This window comes from Aeromonas sp. CU5 (genome assembly GCF_002586745.1).
Taxonomy (GTDB): Bacteria; Pseudomonadota; Gammaproteobacteria; order Enterobacterales; family Aeromonadaceae; genus Aeromonas; species Aeromonas sobria.
Genome location: NZ_CP023817.1, coordinates 3,452,719 through 3,471,285, shown reverse-complemented (window position 1 = coordinate 3,471,285; position 18,567 = coordinate 3,452,719). Strand labels below are relative to the sequence as shown.

At 60.4% G+C, this 18,567-nt stretch carries 15 protein-coding genes; 12 read left to right on the top strand and 3 right to left on the bottom strand.

Annotation, left to right across the window (positions count from 1 at the left end; genetic code table 11):
* The first annotated feature begins 29 nt into the window (after positions 1-29).
* Both hutU and hutH read left to right on the top strand, forming a co-directional pair.
* The gene (gene hutU, locus CK911_RS15515) at positions 30-1,751 is read left to right on the top strand and encodes a urocanate hydratase (protein WP_098971061.1); all 1,722 of its coding nucleotides are present in this window, start codon (positions 30-32) and stop codon (positions 1,749-1,751) included.
* Positions 1,752-1,755: 4 nt separating this feature from the next.
* On the top strand, positions 1,756-3,288 hold the full coding sequence (gene hutH, locus CK911_RS15510) for a histidine ammonia-lyase (RefSeq protein WP_098971059.1): 1,533 nt from the start codon (positions 1,756-1,758) through the stop codon (positions 3,286-3,288).
* Positions 3,289-3,499: 211 nt separating this feature from the next.
* On the opposite strand, the gene CK911_RS15505 is transcribed toward hutH, so the two are convergent.
* Positions 3,500-4,597: a calcium:proton antiporter gene (locus tag CK911_RS15505; RefSeq protein ID WP_042019692.1), complete on the bottom strand. Its 1,098-nt coding sequence runs from the start codon at positions 4,595-4,597 to the stop codon at positions 3,500-3,502.
* 274 nt (positions 4,598-4,871) lie between these two features.
* Between CK911_RS15505 and CK911_RS15500 the strand changes: the two genes are divergently transcribed.
* Entirely contained in the window at positions 4,872-5,522 is a 651-nt protein-coding gene (locus tag CK911_RS15500; protein ID WP_098971056.1) for a methyltransferase, read from the top strand.
* On the opposite strand, the gene CK911_RS15495 is transcribed toward CK911_RS15500, so the two are convergent.
* Entirely contained in the window at positions 5,519-7,045 is a 1,527-nt protein-coding gene (locus tag CK911_RS15495) for an EAL domain-containing protein (RefSeq protein WP_098971054.1), read from the bottom strand. The genes CK911_RS15500 and CK911_RS15495 overlap by 4 nt on opposite strands.
* 512 nt (positions 7,046-7,557) lie before the next feature.
* On the opposite strand from CK911_RS15495, the gene CK911_RS15490 reads away from it, so the two are divergent.
* A complete protein-coding gene (locus CK911_RS15490) occupies positions 7,558-9,480 on the top strand; it encodes an EAL domain-containing protein (RefSeq protein WP_042019687.1) in 1,923 nt (640 codons plus the stop codon).
* 20 nt (positions 9,481-9,500) lie between these two features.
* Here the strand turns inward: CK911_RS15490 and CK911_RS15485 are convergent, their stop codons facing one another.
* The gene (locus tag CK911_RS15485) at positions 9,501-10,424 is read right to left on the bottom strand and encodes a 1-aminocyclopropane-1-carboxylate deaminase/D-cysteine desulfhydrase (RefSeq protein ID WP_098971049.1); all 924 of its coding nucleotides are present in this window, start codon (positions 10,422-10,424) and stop codon (positions 9,501-9,503) included.
* Between the two features lie 86 nt (positions 10,425-10,510).
* On the opposite strand from CK911_RS15485, the gene CK911_RS15480 reads away from it, so the two are divergent.
* The 8 genes from CK911_RS15480 to mshE all read left to right on the top strand — a co-directional run bounded on the left by CK911_RS15480 (position 10,511) and on the right by mshE (position 18,550).
* On the top strand, positions 10,511-11,374 hold the full coding sequence (locus tag CK911_RS15480; RefSeq protein WP_098971046.1) for an MSHA biogenesis protein MshI: 864 nt from the start codon (positions 10,511-10,513) through the stop codon (positions 11,372-11,374).
* Positions 11,374-11,967, top strand: a complete 594-nt coding sequence (locus CK911_RS15475) for a PilN domain-containing protein (protein ID WP_098971043.1) — start codon at positions 11,374-11,376, stop codon at positions 11,965-11,967. Before CK911_RS15480 ends, CK911_RS15475 begins: the two co-directional genes overlap by 1 nt.
* Entirely contained in the window at positions 11,967-12,614 is a 648-nt protein-coding gene (locus tag CK911_RS15470; RefSeq protein WP_098971041.1) for an MSHA biogenesis protein MshJ, read from the top strand. Before CK911_RS15475 ends, CK911_RS15470 begins: the two co-directional genes overlap by 1 nt.
* Positions 12,607-12,936 (top strand): MSHA biogenesis protein MshK, encoded by a 330-nt coding sequence (locus CK911_RS15465; RefSeq protein ID WP_042019675.1) that lies wholly within the window; start codon positions 12,607-12,609, stop codon positions 12,934-12,936. The genes CK911_RS15470 and CK911_RS15465 overlap by 8 nt, the downstream gene beginning before the upstream one ends.
* 70 nt (positions 12,937-13,006) lie before the next feature.
* Positions 13,007-14,680, top strand: coding sequence for a pilus (MSHA type) biogenesis protein MshL (mshL, locus tag CK911_RS15460; protein ID WP_098971039.1), 1,674 nt, complete (start codon positions 13,007-13,009; stop codon positions 14,678-14,680).
* Positions 14,681-14,772: 92 nt separating this feature from the next.
* Positions 14,773-15,663 (top strand): ExeA family protein, encoded by an 891-nt coding sequence (locus tag CK911_RS15455; RefSeq protein WP_098971037.1) that lies wholly within the window; start codon positions 14,773-14,775, stop codon positions 15,661-15,663.
* The gene (locus CK911_RS15450; protein ID WP_172954032.1) at positions 15,660-16,772 is read left to right on the top strand and encodes a tetratricopeptide repeat protein; all 1,113 of its coding nucleotides are present in this window, start codon (positions 15,660-15,662) and stop codon (positions 16,770-16,772) included. Before CK911_RS15455 ends, CK911_RS15450 begins: the two co-directional genes overlap by 4 nt.
* Positions 16,773-16,840: 68 nt before the next feature.
* Positions 16,841-18,550 (top strand): MSHA fimbrial ATPase MshE, encoded by a 1,710-nt coding sequence (gene mshE, locus CK911_RS15445; protein WP_068978345.1) that lies wholly within the window; start codon positions 16,841-16,843, stop codon positions 18,548-18,550.
* Positions 18,551-18,567: the final 17 nt, after the last annotated feature.

The following is an 18,567-nucleotide window of genomic DNA, read 5'->3' as shown; positions in this document are numbered from 1 at the left end:
GCACCCTATTGATACAACAAGGAGTGTGTATGTCTGTGCAACACCAGGATCCTCGCGCTGATTCCAGAACTGACCCTAACCGCGTGATCCGTGCCCCGCGCGGCACCTCGCTGACCGCCAAGAGCTGGCTCACCGAGGCGCCGCTGCGGATGCTGATGAACAACCTGGATCCCGAGGTGGCCGAGCATCCCCAGTCGCTGGTGGTCTATGGCGGCATTGGTCGCGCCGCTCGCAACTGGGCCTGCTACGACAAGATCGTCGAGGTGCTGACCCGGCTCGAGGAAGACGAGACCCTGCTGGTGCAATCCGGCAAGCCGGTTGGGGTGTTCCAGACCCACAAGGATGCGCCTCGGGTGCTGATCGCCAACTCCAATCTGGTGCCGCACTGGGCCAACTGGGAGCACTTCAACGAGCTCGATAAGAAGGGCTTGATGATGTATGGCCAGATGACCGCAGGCTCCTGGATCTACATCGGCACTCAGGGGATCGTGCAGGGCACCTACGAAACTTTCTTCGCGGTGGCTAACCAGCACTTCAACGGCGAGCCTGCGGGGCGCTGGATCCTCACCGGTGGTCTCGGTGGCATGGGCGGCGCCCAGCCGCTGGCCGCCACCATGGCCGGTTTCTCGATGATCGCCGTGGAGTGCGACGAGACCCGCATCGATTTTCGCCTCAAGACCCGCTATGTGGACAAGAAGGCCCACAGCCTGGATGAGGCGCTGGCGATGGTCGAAGAGGCCAAGCAGAGCGGCACCGCCGTTTCCGTCGGCCTGCTTGGCAACGCCGCCGACGTCTTCACCGAGCTGGTGGCCCGTGGCATCACGCCAGACGTGGTAACCGACCAGACCTCTGCCCACGACCCGATCCACGGTTACCTGCCCCAGGGTTGGAGCGTGGCAAAGTGGCGCGAGCTGCAACAGAGCGCCCCGCAGGAGGTGAATCTGGCTGCCCGTCGCTCCATGGCCCGTCAGGTGGAGGCGATGCTGACCCTGCAAGCCCGCGGCGCCGCTACGCTGGATTACGGCAACAACATCCGCCAGATGGCGCTGGAAGAGGGAGTGACGAACGCTTTCGATTTCCCCGGCTTCGTCCCCGCCTACATTCGCCCGCTGTTCTGCGAGGGGATCGGCCCCTTCCGCTGGGTGGCCCTCTCCGGCGATCCGGAAGATATCTACAAGACCGATCAGAAGGTGAAAGAGCTGATCCCGGACGATCCTCACCTGCACAACTGGCTCGACATGGCCCGCGAGCGCATCGCGTTTCAGGGGCTACCGGCGCGGATCTGCTGGGTTGGGGTCAAGGATCGGGTGCGGCTCGGTCTGGCCTTCAACGAGATGGTGAAAAATGGCGAGCTGAAGGCGCCCATCGTGATTGGCCGCGACCATCTGGATTCCGGCTCGGTGGCGAGCCCGAACCGCGAGACCGAGTCGATGATGGATGGCTCCGATGCCGTCTCCGACTGGCCGCTGCTCAACGCCCTGCTCAATACCGCCGGTGGTGCGACTTGGGTGTCGCTGCATCACGGCGGTGGTGTGGGCATGGGCTTCTCCCAGCACTCCGGCGTGGTGATCGTCTGCGACGGCTCCGATGATGCGGCTCGCCGGGTGGGTCGGGTGCTGCGCAACGATCCGGCCACTGGCGTAATGCGCCACGCGGATGCGGGTTATGAGATTGCCATCAACTGTGCCCACGAGGCGAAACTGGATCTGCCGATGTTAGGCGGCGCCAACGGTGTCAAAGGAAAGGTGTAACACCATGTTTGAATTGACTATTACTCCGGGCGAGCTGGATCTTGCCACCCTGCGTCGCGTCAGCCGCGAGCCGGTACATATTTCACTGGATCCGGCTGCCCTGCCGGGGATCCACGCCTCCGCTGCGGTGGTCACCAAGGTGATCGAGCAGAACCGGGTGGTGTACGGCATCAACACCGGCTTTGGCCTGCTGGCCAACACCCGCATTCCGGTGGAGCAGCTGGACGAGTTGCAGCGCTCCATCGTGCTCTCTCATGCGGCAGGGATTGGCACCTATATGGATGATGCCACCGTGCGGCTGATGATGGTGCTCAAGCTCAACTCGCTGGCGCGGGGCTTCTCCGGCATCCGGCTGGCGGTGCTGGAGGCGCTGATGACTCTTGTCAATGCCGAGGTCTATCCGGTGGTACCTAAGAAGGGCTCCGTCGGCGCCTCTGGCGATCTGGCGCCGCTGGCCCATATGAGCTGCCTGCTGATCGGTGAAGGCAAGGCGCGCCACAAGGGCGAGCTGATCGACGCCGCCACGGCGCTGAAAATTGCCGGGCTTGAGCCCATCGCGCTGGCGCCGAAAGAGGGACTGGCGCTGCTCAACGGCACTCAGGCCAGCACCGCCTTTGCGCTGGAAGGGTTGTTCCACGCCGAAGATCTGTTCGCCGGTGCCATCACCATCGGCGCCATGAGCGTGGAGGCCGCCCTTGGCAGCCGCCGTCCGTTCGATGCCCGTATTCACGCGGTGCGCGGTCAGCGTGGCCAGATCGATGCGGCCGCCTGCTATCGCCACCTGCTGGTGGATGGTAGCGAGATCGGCATGTCCCATCACAACTGCGAGAAGGTGCAGGATCCCTACTCACTGCGCTGCCAGCCGCAGGTGATGGGGGCTTGTCTGGCCCAGATCCGCCACGCCGCCGAGGTGCTGGTGTGCGAGGCCAATGCGGTCTCCGACAACCCGCTGGTGTTTGCCGATGACGAGGAGATCCTCTCCGGCGGCAACTTCCACGCCGAGCCGGTGGCCTTCGCCGCCGACAATCTGGCGCTGGCCATTGCCGAAATCGGCTCGCTGTCAGAGCGGCGGATGGCGCTGTTGATCGACTCGCGCATGTCCGGTCTGCCCGCGTTTCTGGTCAACAACGGCGGGGTAAACTCCGGCTTTATGATCGCTCAGGTCACCTCGGCGGCCCTCGCCTCCGAGAACAAGAGCCTGGCTCATCCCGCCTCGGTAGACAGCCTGCCCACCTCCGCCAATCAGGAGGATCACGTCTCCATGGCCACCTTCGCCGCTCGTCGATTGGCGGACATGGCGGAGAACACCTGCGGCATTCTGGCGGTTGAGCTGCTGGCGGCGGCACAGGGTCTGGACTTCCGTGCGCCCTTGCGCAGCACCGAGCTTATCGAGCTGGCCAAGGGACGACTGCGGGGAGAGGTGAGCTTCTACGACAAGGACAGGTATTTTTCGCCGGATATCGAAGCGGCAGCTGCCCTGCTGGGTCGTGCCAGCTACAACGACCTGATCCCGGCCGGGGTGCTGCCCAGCCTGTAAGCCTTGATCCCCCTTCTCCCCTGGCGGGAGAAGGGTGGGGGATGAGGGGGAAGCCGCTTCACTGGCGCCGGTGAGATCCGGGAGCAGATGACAAAAGACCGCCCAATCGGGCGGTCTTTTCGTTTCTGGCGTTGGCTAAACGCGGTTATTCGTGCTCGAACATCAGGAATAGATAGACGACGAACAGCACCGGGATAGGTGCTGGCGCCTGTTATTCGTGCTCGAACATCAGGAACAGGTAAACGACAAACAACACCAGATGGGTGGCGCCATGAAGCACATTGGTGCGGCCACTGCTGAAGGTCACTTTACAGACCATGAGAGTGGTGACCAGCAGCACCATGTCGGCGGCCGAGAGCCCGAGGCGCACCTCTTGCCCCATGATGGCGCCGATAAGAAGTACCGCCGGTACTGTGAGGGCAATGGTAGCCAGCACAGAGCCGAAGTAGAGGTTCATCGCCCGCTGCAACTGGTTGTTGAAGGCGGCCTTGATGGCACCGACCGCTTCGGGCGCCAGCACGATACAGGCCACGATAAAACCACCCAGTGCTGCAGGGGCCTGCATCACATGTACCCCGTAGTTGATGGGGATGGCCAGCGTCTTGGCCAGCAGGATCACCACCACCAGATAAACGAGTAGCAGCAGGGTGTGATAGACGTTGCTCTGCAGCGGGCCGTGGTGCTCTTCGTAATCCTCGTGATCACTGTCGACGAAGAAGTGGCTGTGGCTGCGGGTCTGGATCAGCAAAAAGACCCCGTAGAGCAGGACTGAAATGATGATCAGCATCCATGACATGGGGCTCGACATGCTGCCGACCGTGCCGCCCCGGGTGAAGTTGGGCAGCACCAGACAGAGCAGCGCCAGCGGGATGATGGCCACCAGATAGGATTTGACCCCGTCCAGATTGAAGCTCTGGGTGTGGTAGCGCCAGCCGCCAAACAGCAGGGTGAAGCCCACCAGCCCGGTGCTCACCAGCATCACCACCGCAAACATGGTATCGCGGGCCATGGTGGGGTTGGGCTCGCCGGTCAGCATCACCGAGGAGATCATCACTACCTCCAGCGAAATGACCGACAGGGTGAGGATCAGGGTGCCGAAGGGTTCGCCCAGCTTGATGGCGAGGGCGTCGGAGTGGCGCACCACCGAGAAGATGGCCCAGGTAACGACGGCCAGCAGAGCCAGCGAGACCGGAAGATAAATCGCGAGCGGAGTTGTCTCTGTCAGCAGGTCGCTGCCCAGGGTCTTGAAAAAGAGCAGGGTCAGCAGGCCAACGGGCAGGGCAATCTCTTGCCGGATAAATGTCTTCATAGGCAATGGTTCTCTTCTGGGGGTCTGAGCGACCGGATGACATAAACAGGCTGCGTAGTTATCGGTTGCGCGATAACCAGCCCCTTATGATAAAGGCAGTGACCCCCATCCGGGCAGATCATTTTGTTGCGGAATGTAAATGAGCGGTTGAAGGGGTTGGGTCGCTCTCCCCGATAGGGATAGGTATCGGGCCCGTGCAGGGGTAGCATGGCGAGGTAGCGGTCGTTGCGGCAATCCTGCCGCTGTGGCTGCTATCCCCGCGATAAGGGTGCTTATGTCAGCGGTTCGTCTGCGTTACCACACCATCGAATTTGGTGAGCTGGATATCCATCTGCGCACATTGCGCGACAATCAGCAGTTCTCCGACGATGGGGGCGAGGCAGAGGCACTCGGCATCTCCTCGGCCTTCTGGCCGCTGTTCGGGATTGTCTGGGACTCTGGCCGGGTGCTGGCCAGCCAGATGGTGTGTCAGGAGGTGACAGGACTGCGGATTCTGGAGGTGGGCTGCGGCATTGGATTGGCCAGTCTGGTGCTCAACCATCGTCATGCCGACATCACGGCCACCGACTATCACCCCGAGGCGGGCGCTTTTCTGGCCCGGAATGTGTTGCTCAATCAGGGGGCCGAGATCCCCTTCATCCGTACCGGTTGGGCTGATGCCGCCACCGATCTGGGTCGTTTCGATCTGATCATCGGCAGCGACTTGCTCTATGAGCGCGGCCATGTGGAGATGCTGGCGGCCTTTATCGAGCAGCATGCCAACTCAAGCTGCAAAGTGATCCTGGTGGATCCGGGGCGCGGTCAGCAGGGGCGCTTTACCCGGCTGATGGCCGGGCTGGGCTACCGGCACAGCCAGCACCAGCCTGATGATGTCGAGCAGCTTGCCCAGCCGTTTCGCGGTCAGATCCTGCAATATCTGCGCTAGCTGGCCTCGCGGTATTGCTGCTGCCACTCCTGTTGCCAGCTGGGCAACATCTTGAAAGGCATGGGCTTGCCGAAGAAGTAGCCCTGGATCAGATAGACGCCGTGCTGGCTCAGATAGTCGACTTGCAGCTGGCTCTCGACCCCTTCGGCGATCATCTCCATGCCGGACTCCCGACCAAAGACGATGATGGCATCCAGCACGCTGCGCTTGAGGTCGTTGGTGCCTATGGTATCGACGAACATCTTGTCGATCTTGATCTGGCGGATCCCCAGGCTCTGCAGGTAGGCAAAGCCGCCGTAACCGGTACCGAAATCATCTAGCTTGAAGTGATAGCCCATCTGCTGCAGCAGGGTGATCTCCTCGGTAGCCGCCTTGATGTCGTGGATCGGTTTGCGTTCGGTCAGCTCAAAGGTGAGCTGGTCAGGGGAGGGGTTATGGTGTTTTGCCAGCAGCTGGCGCAGTAGTGGTTGTTCGATATGGGTGGCGACCAGATTGACGCTGACCCACTGCTCCGGCGCCAGCAGCGGCAGGTCGCTGATCACCTGCTCCAGCAACTGCTCGGTCATCGGCAGGATCAGCCCCTGTTCCTCTGCATAGTCAATAAAGGAACCCGGAGGAATTAACTCGTTTCCACGTTGCCAGCGCAGCAGGGCCTCAAAGCCAACAACCTGGCGAGTTTGGCTATTCACCACTGGTTGGTAAAAAGGCACAAATTCCCGCTTGGCTAGCCCCGTTTGCAGTAGCCCCTTGAGGGAGCGCCGATAGTTGCGCAGTAGCCAGTACGCGGCACTGAGCAGGGTGCCTAGCACTATGCCGGACCAGAGGCCGTAGTGATTGAGCTGGTCATGGGCATATTGCTCCAGCGCCTTTCCCGCCCAGACTGTCTGTCTGGTGAGCTCGCTCGGATCGTAGAAACTCAGGCTGCGGCTGCCCTCTTCGTGCTTGATGGCCTTGTCGCCACGGGGAAAGTTGATGGTCTTTGCATTGGGAGCCTGCCGGCTGAACTCCAGATAGAAGCAGTTGGCACAAGGGCCTTTTAGCTTCGAGTGACCCCAGCTGTTGTCCAGCACCCAGTAGGCGAGGTTGCCGCCGGATTGGTAGTAGGCCACCAGCTCCTGCTCGGTATTGAATTTGGCCACAGTGGCAGTAATCCCCAGTTTTCCGTACTTCTGCCCGTTGTTTTGGGCATCTTTGAGCATCGTAATCCCCACTCCCAGACTGGAGCAGCTGGTACCGGAGGCGAGCTCCAGCCCCTGCAAACGGATATGGGTGCGGTAGAACCGGGGATCGCGCAGCAGCATCATGTCCTTGGCACCACAGTCGAATTTAAACTGTGCCAGCTGCTTGCTGATGTCTTCATTCAGATCTTTGTGGCGTTCTGCCATAGCCCCCTTGATCTCGGAGACTTTCTGCTCCAGCAGGTGATAGGCCATCGGTTTGGCAAACCACAGGCCGAGCGACTGGCTACCCACGATAGGCAGGGCGAACAGCAACAGAGAGATCCAGACGGGAGATATGCGCAAAGGGAGTACCTGCCAGTTTCATAAGACACAGTTGGAGATTGTCATCATAATGGATTAGTACAATCAATTTGAATCAGAGTTATCAAACTGATTGGATGGCCTGTTATTTATTTGATTTGTAATGATTTTTATTATTTTCACGCAAGATTCAATCGCTGACCTGTCATAAATGACAATTGCTCGGCTTATCCGAACTGGATTAAAGTGACAGTGCGGTTTGACTCACCGTGTGTTCAATACTCCTGTATCTGTTTTTTTATCAGTAGCACAGAGTGTTAGTTTTGATATGAGTGTTCCTTTTGGTCCCCTTTGAGGGACCATTTTTCTGTCAGCTATCTCCCTTGGTACCGCATCAGTACCGCATCACCTCCCCCCATTCTTGGTATTCTCACCGTGCTTTGGTTATGCTGCCCGCTTAAATTGCAGAAGCGGGATCTTCATCCATAGCTGCGGTGCTGACGTCGCTGCTAGCATGAGGTCACATGGATGGTACCGGGCATACGGAAAGGTGCATGAAACTCACAACACAGCTTGTCTCCTTTATCACCCTGTGCGTGATTGCCGCCATGGCAACCGTGCTGATTGGCGGGGTGTTCAGCTTTCGCCAGCTGGGCATGGAGTTGCAGCAAAAGAAGGTTGATGCGCTGGTCGAGGTGATCGACAAGCAGCTGGATGTGGCTCATGACATGGAGGATATGAGCCGTTGGCTGCCCACCCTGTTGCGAGCTGCCCATGTGGTGGAGCTGGAGGTTCGTCAGAACGACCAGCGGGTCTACTGGTTCCGCAACGTGCAGGATTCAGTCGATGAACAGCTGCTGCAGCCATACAGCCTGCCGTTGCCCCACCAGGCTGACATGCAGGCCAATTTCAAGCTGGAGCGCCCCTTCAAGGAGGCGGAGTACTCCATCAGGGCGATGTCCGGCATCTCGTTCGGCGTCTTTATCGTGGTGTTCGGTCTCTGGTACTCCATTCGCTGGCTGCGCCAGCAGTTGCGCGGTGCCGAGCTGTTGAGCATTCGCGCCCAGCTGATCCTCGATGACAAACTCTCCAAGCTGAATCATGACCCCGCCGAAGAGTGGCCAGTGGCCGCCAGTCAGGCCCTCGACCACCTGCTCGCCGAGCTGGCGGATGCTCGCAAGGAGCGCAGCCGCTTCGACAACTTTATCCGCAGCAACGCCTATGTCGACAAGATGACCGGTATCGGCAACCGGTTGTTTTTTGACAACCGGCTGGAGAGCGCCATCATGGAGGCGAGCGTGATGAGTGGTGGCGTGTTGCTGATCGATCTCGCTTGCCTTGAAGAGCTGGAGTCCGAGCCGCTCGAGCTGCAGAGCCGTGACCTGCTGTTGGAAGCGAGTGCCACCATTGGTGCTTTCGTGCGTAAACATAACGGTGCTCTGCAGGCCCGTTATGCCGGACAAGTGTTTGCCGTGTTGCTGCCCAATATGTCCGAAAGCGAAATGGTGGAGGGGGCGAACCAGCTGCTCAAGAGCCTGCAACGGCTGCACTGGCCACAGACAGTCAATCCCGAAACGGCAGTCTATCTAGGTGCCGTCTGTTATCAGGCCGAAGATAGCCTGCTCAAGGTACAAGAGGAAGCTGAGCTGGCCCTCAAGAGCGCCCGCCTGCAGGGCCACAATGGCTGGTTCCTCTATGAGAAGCAGTTGAATGAGGAGCAGAGCAGCAAGGGCTCGGTGCGCTGGCGCACCCTGATCAGCCGTCGCCTGGAAGAGCAGGGCATCGAGTTCTATAGCCAGCCGATCCAGCAGGATCGGGACCAGGTGGTGCTGCAGCAGGAGTTGCTGACCTATCTCCATGACGAGCAGGGACGGGCACTGCAGGCGGGGATTTTCATGCCGATGGCGGAGAAGGTGGGGCTGTTGTTGCCACTGGATCGCTGGGTGGCAGAGCAGACCTTGCTCTTGCTGCGTCAGGGATCAGAGCAGAGCTGCCCCATCAGCCTGACCCTGAGTGCCCAGAGCCTGCTCAACCGCGAGTTTCAGCGCTGGCTGTTTTTTGCTCTGTTCCAGCTGCCCCGCAGCACCAACGAGCGGTTGGTTCTGCAGTTGTCAGAATCCCAGGTCACTCGCCATTTTGAGGCGCTCAAACGGCCGCTGCGCTCCCTGCGGATGCTCGGTTGTCGGCTGGCCATCGATCACGCTGGTCAGGATGTGGTGAGCACCCAGTACATCAAAGAGTTTGAAATTAACTTCCTCAAACTGCATCCCAGCCTGGTGCGGGAGATCCATCTCCGTCAGGTGAACCAGATGGCGGTGCGCAGTCTGGTGGGGGGCTGTGCCAATACCGGCACCCGGGTGCTGGCGGTGGGAGTGGAGAGTGGCGACGAGTGGAAGATGCTGCGCCACCTCGGAGTACATGCTGGTCAGGGCCCCTGGTTTGCTCCGCCTCAGCGGCTGTTCATTGAGCCAGCCTGAGCCTGAAAGAGGGTTGCTGCTTAGAGGCGGCCTTGCTCTTTCAAGCCCGCCAATCCCTGCATGCCGCCGGTGTGGATAAAGACGATCTTGCTGCCGGGGGCGATGCGGCCCGCCGCCAATTCGCGAAACAGCCCCCACATCGCCTTGCCGCTGTAGATGGGCTCAAGGGGTAGGCCGGTTTGGGCGCTGAAATCCTGCACCCACAGCCAGAGGGCCGGGCTGAATTTGGCGTAGCCACCATCGTGGTGATCCAGCGCGATCCGCCAGCCGGGTATAGTGGTGGCCGTAGGATGAAGGCGGCACACCTCGTCGGCGATAAAGCCACCCCCCTTGAGCACGGCAATGGCGAGGATCTGTTCTTGTTGTCGCTTGCCTGCAATCAGCCCTGCCAGGGTACCGCCGCTGGCGCAAGGCAATACCCAGAGATCCGGCGAAAATGGCACTTCACTGACCAGTTCAGCGACACCGGGGATGGCCAGCGGGCTGCTGCCCCCTTCCGGCACGATCAGAGTGTCGCTGGCAGCAAATTGGGCTAGCCAGTCGGGATCCTGCCGTCGCCGGTAACTCTGGCGGTCGACGAAAACGAGATCCATGCCCCAGCACTTGGCATCCTGCAGGGTAGAGTTACTGACGGCATAGGATTCGCCCCGTATGATACCGGTAGTGCGAAGACCAGCTTGGCACCCTGCCGCCGCCAAGGCGTGGATATGATTGGAGTAGGCGCCGCCAAACGACAGCAGATGCTGCTTGCTCTGCGCTTTGGCGTGCAGCAGATGATGTTTGAGCTTGCGCCACTTGTTGCCTGATATGGTTGGATGGATCAGGTCATCCCGCTTGCACCAGAGCTCGACACCATAGCGGTGCAGCAAGGGGTGATGGAGGCGTTGCAGGGGCGAGGGCAGGTTCGTGGTGTCATCTGACTCAGCTGGGAAGTTGGCTTGCAATGGTGAGTCCGTCTTTTATATGGAAGCTAATTTGCTGTTTATGTTAATATTTCACACATTTAACCACTATTGATGGGCGAGCTTACATGAAACAACTGTTCAGGCGATCGACGCCAAGCCGCCAGGTGGGGCTGTTGCTGGCCAATGACAGGATCATGCTGGCAGCGGTGGGCAATTCCCCCGTTTTTGCGACTCGTTCTATTAACGGCCCACAGGAGTGGGCTGTTGCCATCAATGAGCTGTTCAGTCGTCATGGGCTGGCCAAGTCTAAGGTGCGGGTAGCCCTCGCCGCCAGCCTTTATCAACAGATCCAGATCGACAAACCCGCAGTGCCCGATGCCGAGATGGCGGGGGCGCTCCCCTGGGCGGTAAAAGATTATGTCAGCGAGCCGGTACTGCAACTGGCAATGGATTATGTCGATTTGCCCACCCCGCCTGCCGGTCGTCCGCGCATCAATGTGATTTGCCTGCCCAAGAGCCGGGTGCAACAGCTGGCCGATGCCATCAATGGTATTGCCACCCTGCAATCCATCATCAGCGACGAGTTGGCACTGACCTCTCTTTATGAGGCGGACGAGACCGTGCGCATGCTGCTGTGGCAGCCGAAGGGACAGGATCTGCAACTGCTGGTCTTCCATCAGGGGGGGCTCTGCTTCTCCCGCCAGCTGCGCGGTTTTACCAGCCTGACCGGGGAGCATGAGCCGGACAGCATGCTGCTCGACTCGCTGGCGCTGGAGATCCAGCGCTCTCTTGATTATTTGGCGGGCCAGCTCAAATTGCCCGAGTTGGGACAGATGCAGTTTGCCGTCGCCTCACCCTTTATCGGTACCCTGGTGCGTCACATGGAGCAGACCTTCGGCTTTGCCGTCTCCGCCATGGCCAACAAAGCGGTGCTGGCCGGGGTCGAGTACCTGTCGGCCTATGCCGCCGCCATCGGGGAGGATGCGTGATGAAACGTCAGATAAACCTCTATGGCGCCGAGTTTCGCCCCAAACGGCAGTGGGCCAGCCTCAATCAGATGGCGCTGGTATGGTGCTTCGCGCTGCTGCTGATCTTGCTGGCCGGCGTCGGTTACAGCTGGCAGCAGCAACAGGTCAGCCGGGCGCTGGCGCAGCGCAATGTCGAACTGGATCTAAAACGCGGCGAGGCCCAGCGACTGGACGCCGAGTTGGCGCGCCATCAGGCGGATCCCCGTCTGCAGCAGCAACTCACCAACCAGCAGGATGAGCTGACCGCCAAGCAGGGGCTGATGCGCCAGCTGGGCAGCCTGACCCTGCAAAAATCCCAGGGCTACGCCAGCCTGATGGCGGACTTGTCCCGCATTCGCAACAGCAACCTCTCGTTGCAGCGTATTGAAATCAACGAAGGGCGGATCAACCTCTCCGGCTTTGCTGGCCGCAGTCAGGATGTGCCGGCCTGGGTCAACCGCTTCAAGCAGACCCCGAGTCTGGTGGGCAAGGAGTTTGGTGAACTGACCCTGAGTCGTGACAAGGAGGGTCGTCTGACCTTCCAGTTGAGCGGCATCGCGCGGGAGAAACCCTGATGAACCTGAAAGCACAATGGCAAGCATGGAGTCAGCGCATCGCCGTGTTGAGCCAGCGGGAGCGGGTGTTAATGCTGCTGACCGGTCTGGTGTTGCTGGGGGCTGCCGGATTTTATGGTTGGCTCGATGACGCCGATATCCGTTTGCAACAGGATCGCATCGCCCTGAGCGCCGCCGAGCGCGACCTCGAAATCATGACGCTGGAAAACCTCGGCAAGCAGGCCCGGCTCAAGCGGGATCCCAACCAGGGGGTTCACGACCAGCTGGCGCAGGTAGCGGTCGATCTGGCCCGGGTCGATGGTGAGCTCAAGGCCCAGACCGTCGATCTGATCCCGGCCCACGAGATGCCGCTGGTGCTGGAGGCATTGCTCTCCCGCTCCGCCAATCTTCATATGCTGGCCCTCAGTTCGCTGGAGCCGACCCCGCTGATGGCGGGAGAGCAGCAGGTCAATCTCTATAAACACGGTATCCGGCTGCAACTGGAAGGTGGCTATTTCGATGTTTATCAATATCTTAAAGCGCTGGAAGCCTTGCCGCGCCACTTCTACTGGAAGCAGTTCGACTATCAGGTCAAGGCCTATCCCGGCGCTGTGGTGGAGATGGAGATCTACACCCTGAGTACCAGCAAGGAGTTTATCCGTGGCTAGAGTGTTTGCATTGTGCTGTTGCCTGTTCAGCGTGCTGGTACAGGCGGAGCCGGTCGAGGTATTGCAGGATCCCACCGCGCCGCTGGCGGATGTGGCGGTCGGTGCCAGAGCGACTGGCGAGAGCAGTGCCGGGTTGCCGAAGCTGCAGAGCGTCATACTGGGTAATGGCCCGGCACTGGCAGTGCTCAATGGCAAGAGTTATCGGGTCGGGCAGCAGGTGGATGGCTATATGCTGCTGGCCATCAATGCCGATGCCGTGGTGCTGGAAAAGGCGGGAAAACGCCATACGGTGGCGCTGTTTGCCAGCAAGATCCGGGTTTGAATCGGTGTTGCCTCCTGTGAGGTGAGCCTGTTTTATCGAGTTTAATTGCAAGTCAGGGTGCCCTAATTACATGAAAACACACCGTCTCTGTCTGATCACCGTGGCCATGATGGCCGCGGGCTGTACCACGTATCAGCACCCCGAGCCGACCCAGGCCAAGGATGCGCTCAAGCATGCCATGAACGAACAGCAGAAGCAGGCTGCCCCTCTGACGACTCTGCCCAAATCAGTGCAGAGCGAATTGCTGCAACTGAACCGGCCCCAGATGCCGGTCGGCATGCCTGAGAAGCGGCTGCGGATTGCGGCCAATGATGTGGAAGCGGTGGAGTTTTTCGGTTCCCTGTTCAAGGGCTCCCGTTATAGCGTGGCAGTCCATCCCGGGGTTGCCGGGCTGGTGTCGGTCGAGCTCAAGGATGTGACCCTGCCGGAAGTACTGGCGGTGGTGGGTGACATGTATGGCTTCGATGTGCAGCGCAAGGGCAATATATTCCATATCTATCCGGCTGGCCTGCGCACCGAGACCATCCCGGTCAACTACCTGATGATGTCCCGTCGTGGTCTCTCCCGCACCTCGGTCAGCACTGGCGGGGTGACGGCCAATGACAGCAATAACAGCAGCAGCGATAGCAGTTTTGATAGTGCGTCCAACAACAGCGGCAGCAACAGCTCATCCAGCAGCAGCTCGGGCGGTGACAACAACAACGGCACCCGTATCGAGACCGATACCAACAGCGACTACTGGACCGATCTGCGCGACTCCCTGCAGACCCTGATCGGCAGCGGTGACGGCCGCGCGGTGATCACCAGCCCGCAGGCGGGTCTGGTCACCATTCGTGCCTACCCGAAAGAGCTCAAGGCGGTCCGTGAGTTCCTCACCCAGTCCGAAAGCCACCTCAAGCGTCAGGTGGTGCTGGAGGCGCGGATCATCGAAGTGGCCCTCAACGAAGGCTACGAGCAGGGGGTGGACTGGAGCGGTCTCTCCGCCAGCTGGGATGGCAACAAGGGAATCACCGGTGGTGGCTCGGCGGCTAATTCAGGGTTGCCCACCACACCTAACCAGATTTTCAGCGCGCTGGGGGGCGGTGCAGGCTTTACCATCTCCGACGGCAACTTCAACGTGGCGGTCAACCTGCTCAAGACCCAGGGTGATGTGAATACCCTCTCCAGCCCCCGTGTCACCGCAACCAATAACCAGAAGGCGGTGATCAAGGTGGGGACGGACGAGTATTACGTCACCAATGCGTCCACCACCATTACCACTACCTCGACGGGCACAGACAAGACGCCCAATGTGGAGCTGACCCCCTTCTTCTCCGGTATCGCGCTGGACGTGACGCCGCAGATCGATGAAGAGGGTAAGGTGCTGCTGCACATCCATCCCTCCGTTATCGATACCGAAGAGCAAAACAAGGTGATCGACATGGGCACCTCGGGTGGCAAGTTGCAACTGCCGCTCGCCAAGAGCTCGATCCGCGAGTCCGATACCGTGGTGCAGGCCAATAACGGCGACATCATCGTCATCGGCGGCCTGATGAAGACCGACAAGCAGGAGATCGTCAGCAAGGTGCCGCTGTTGGGTGACATCCCCTGGATTGGCGAGGCCTTTACCAACCGCCGTGAAAGCACCAAGAAGGTGGAGTTGGTGATCATGCTCAAACCCACCGTGGTGGAGAAAGATACCTGGCAGAATGAGCTGAAACGATCCTCCGATCTGCTCGACAAGTGGTATCCGGCCAAGGGCTAAGCCATGACACACGACGCGGTCGCCCTTATCCCGAACGGCCTGTGCTGCCTTGCCAGCACCGGCTGCTTGCTCGCCGTGGCAGGTGATGTCTCATGTACCTGAGCCACTTCGGCCTGCAGGAGGCGCCGTTCAGCCTTACCCCCAATACCGGCTTCTACTACGGCCTGCCGCCTCACGAAGAGGCGCTGCAGGTGCTCAACTGGGCGCTGGCGCAGGGGGAGGGGTTTATCAAGGTGACCGGCGAGGTGGGCACCGGCAAGACCCTGCTCTGCCGCAAGTTGCTAAGCGAACTGGGCTCGGAAGCGTGTCCGGTGCGGCTCGCCTGGTTGCCCAATCCCCACCTCACCCCGGCCGAACTGCGTATCGCGCTGGCGCTGGAGTTGGGCTTGGCGGTGCGGGATCAGAGCGAACTGGATCTCACCGATCGGATCCATCGCCACCTGATCAGCCTGCATCAGCAGGGCAGTCGGGTGGTGGTGCTTATTGACGAGGCGCAGGCGCTGCCGGACGAAACCCTAGAGGCGATCCGCCTGTTTGGCAATCTCGAGACCGAGTCGAGCAAGCTGCTGCAGATCGTGCTGTTCGGCCAACCGGAGCTGGATGCCAGACTGGCCAAGCCGCACCTGCGCCAACTACGCCAGCGGATTGGCTTCTCTTACTGCCTGCGTCCGCTGCGTTTTGACGAGACCCGCGCCTATCTGGAGCACAGATTGCAGGTCTCCGGTTATCGCGGTGCGCCGCTGTTTGCCAGCAGCGCCATGCGCAGGTTGTGGCGGGCATCGCGCGGTATCCCGAGACTTATCAATGTGCTGGCGCAGAAGTGTCTGATGCTGGCCTATGGTCAGGGGGCGCGCCAGATCGACAGCCATCTGGTGCGGCTCGCCATTCGTGATACCGAAGATGCCAGCCGCCTTGCGCCGTGGCGCTGGTGGCCGTTGTTACTGCTGCTGGGGTGTGCCCTGGCTTATGGAGTCTGGCCATGAGTGTAATTAACCAGATGCTCAAAGATCTGGATCAGCGCCAGCAAGGATCCGATGGTGCTGCCGTCTATATTGCTCCTGTACGCCAGCAGGGATGGTGGATGTTGCTGCTGACCCTGATCTGCGGGTTGGCGCTGGGGATCCTCGGTTGGCGAAGCTGGATCTACTGGCAGCAGACCCATTTCGTTGCGGCAACCAGCGCAGTGGTCGCCCCCGATGTGGTGACGCGGGTCGCCGCGCCGGTGAGTCAGCCCGAGCCGGTCGAGGTGGCCGCAGCCCTGCCATTGCCACGTCACCAGGCTACCGCTGACGACGTGGCCGACGAAGATCAAGATGCTGTGTATCAAGAGGCAGTGGATGACGAGAGCGAGCTGGCTGATGGCGCGCCTTTCGATGCCTCCAGTGATGTCGATGAGTCTGAACCTAGCGCTGAAGAGCTGCAGCCCGAGCTCTACGCCGAATTGGCGGCAGAGCAGCAGGCGGTCGCCGCTGCCCCGCGCAAACCGAGTGTATTGAAGATTGAGACGGTGGAGCTGTCGGCCAAAGAGCTGGCGGCACTGGCGGAGCGCAAGGCAACCACCGCCATGGCCAAGGGCAGCCTGCGCGATGCCCAGGACAACTACTATCAGGTGTTGGCCCACGACCCTTATAGCCAAGGCGCGCGCGAGCAGCTGGCCGGGTTGCTCTATGGCGAGGGCCGCCTGACCGAGGCCCGTCAGCTGCTGGAGGAGGGGATCCGCCTCAACCCGCAACAGCCTGATTTTCGCCTGCTGCTGGCCCGCCTTGCCATCAGCGAGGGACAACAGCAGCAGGCCCTTGGCTGGTTATCCGGTTATCAGCCGGATCTGGCCAGCAACATGGACTATTACGCCACTTGGGCCGGGTTGACTCAGGAGCTGGGCCAGAATGCCGATGCGGCGGCGCTCTACGTGAAGCTGTTGCATCAGCAGCCGGATCAGGGCCGCTGGTGGCTTGGCCTCGGTGTTGCCGAAGATGGTCAGGGCCACAGTCAGCGGGCGCTTGATGCTTATCGCAATGCGCTACTGCACGGCAACCTCGGCGAGGCGTCAACCAGCTGGCTGGAACAACGTATTGGCCAACTAGCCCCGTGATAAATCGCAGGTTCGATTAGCGAAGCGGGCTTGGTGGCGGGTTTTGAATCACATTTATCGGAGTAGTAATGGCACAACCCAGACTGAAAATGCGCCTCGGCGACCTGCTGGTACAAGAGCAGATCATCTCTGATGATCAGCTGCAGCTTGCCCTGCAGCAGCAGCGTCAGACCGGTCGCAAGCTGGGCTCGACCCTGATTGACCTCGGTTTTATCAGTGAAGTGCAGTTGCTGCAGTTCCTGGCTCGTCAGCTGAATGTGCCCTTCTTCGATCTCAACAACCTCACCATTGACGCCGCCGCAGTGCCGCTGCTGCCCGAAGTGCAGGCGCGCCGTTATCGGGCGCTGGCGGTCAATCTGACCGATGACAGGGTCACGGTGGCGATGTCGGATCCTGCGGATCTGAGCGCATTGGATGCCATTGCCGCCCTGCTCAGCCCGCGCATCATGGTGCTGGCGGTAGCACGGGAAGGGCAACTGCTGGAGTACTTCGACCGCCTCTATCGCCGTACCCGCGAGATCGAGAGCTTCGCCGAACAGCTGCAGGAGGAGTATCAGGACTCCGGTTTCGAGCTGGGCTCCAGCAATCTGGGTGCCAACGACGAGGGGGAGGCGACGGTGGCCAAGCTGCTGCGCTCCCTGTTCGAGGATGCGGTGCAGGTGGGGGCCTCGGATATCCACATCGAACCGGACGAAAAGGTGCTGCGCATTCGTCAGCGGATCGACGGCATCCTCCACGAGAACATCCTCAACGAGGTGCGGATCGCCCAGGCGCTGGTGCTGCGCCTCAAGCTGGTGGCCGGGCTTGATATCTCCGAGAAGCGCTTGCCGCAAGATGGCCGCTTCAACATGAAGGTGCGTGGTCGTGATGTGGATGTGCGGATGTCCACTATGCCGGTGCAGTATGGCGAGTCGGTGGTAATGCGTCTGCTGGATCAATCCTCCGGCATCCTGTCACTGACTGACAGTGGCATGCCACCGGATATCCTGACCCGTTTTCGCCGCCAACTCCATCGTCCTCACGGCATGATCCTGGTGACCGGCCCGACCGGTAGCGGCAAGACCACCACCCTCTATGGGGCGCTCTCCGAGCTCAACCAGGCCAGCAACAAGATCATCACGGTGGAAGACCCGGTGGAGTATCGCCTCTCTCGCGTCAATCAGGTGCAGGTTAACCCCAAGATCGGCCTCACCTTTTCTCAGGTGCTGCGCTCTACCCTGCGTCAGGATCCGGACATCCTGCTGGTGGGGGAGATGCGGGACAACGAAACCGTGGAGATTGGCCTGCGTGGCGCCATCACTGGTCACTTGGTGCTGACCACCTTGCACACCAATGATGCCATCACCAGTGCCCTGCGCTTGATCGATATGGGCGCGCCGGGTTATCTGGTAGCGAGTGCGCTGCGCGCTGTGGTCGCACAGCGGCTGGTGCGGCGGGTATGTGAGCACTGCGTCGAGGAGAGTGCGCCGGACGAAGGGCAGGCCACCTGGCTCACCGTGCTCTCTGGCGAAGCGCCGGGTCAGCACACTTATCACAAGGGCCGGGGCTGCCAGAGCTGCAACTTTACCGGCTATTCTGGCCGGATCGGGGTGTACGAACTGCTGGAGCTGGATCAACCGATGATGGATGCCTTGCGCCGTAACGATGCAGAAGGATTTGCCAAGGCGGCGCGCCAGCACGAACATTTCCGCCCGCTGGCGCTGACGGCGCTCGATTATGCTCGCCAGGGGATCACCTCGGTGGACGAGGTGCTGCGACTGGCCGAGGATCTGGGGTAAGCCATGACTCACTTCAT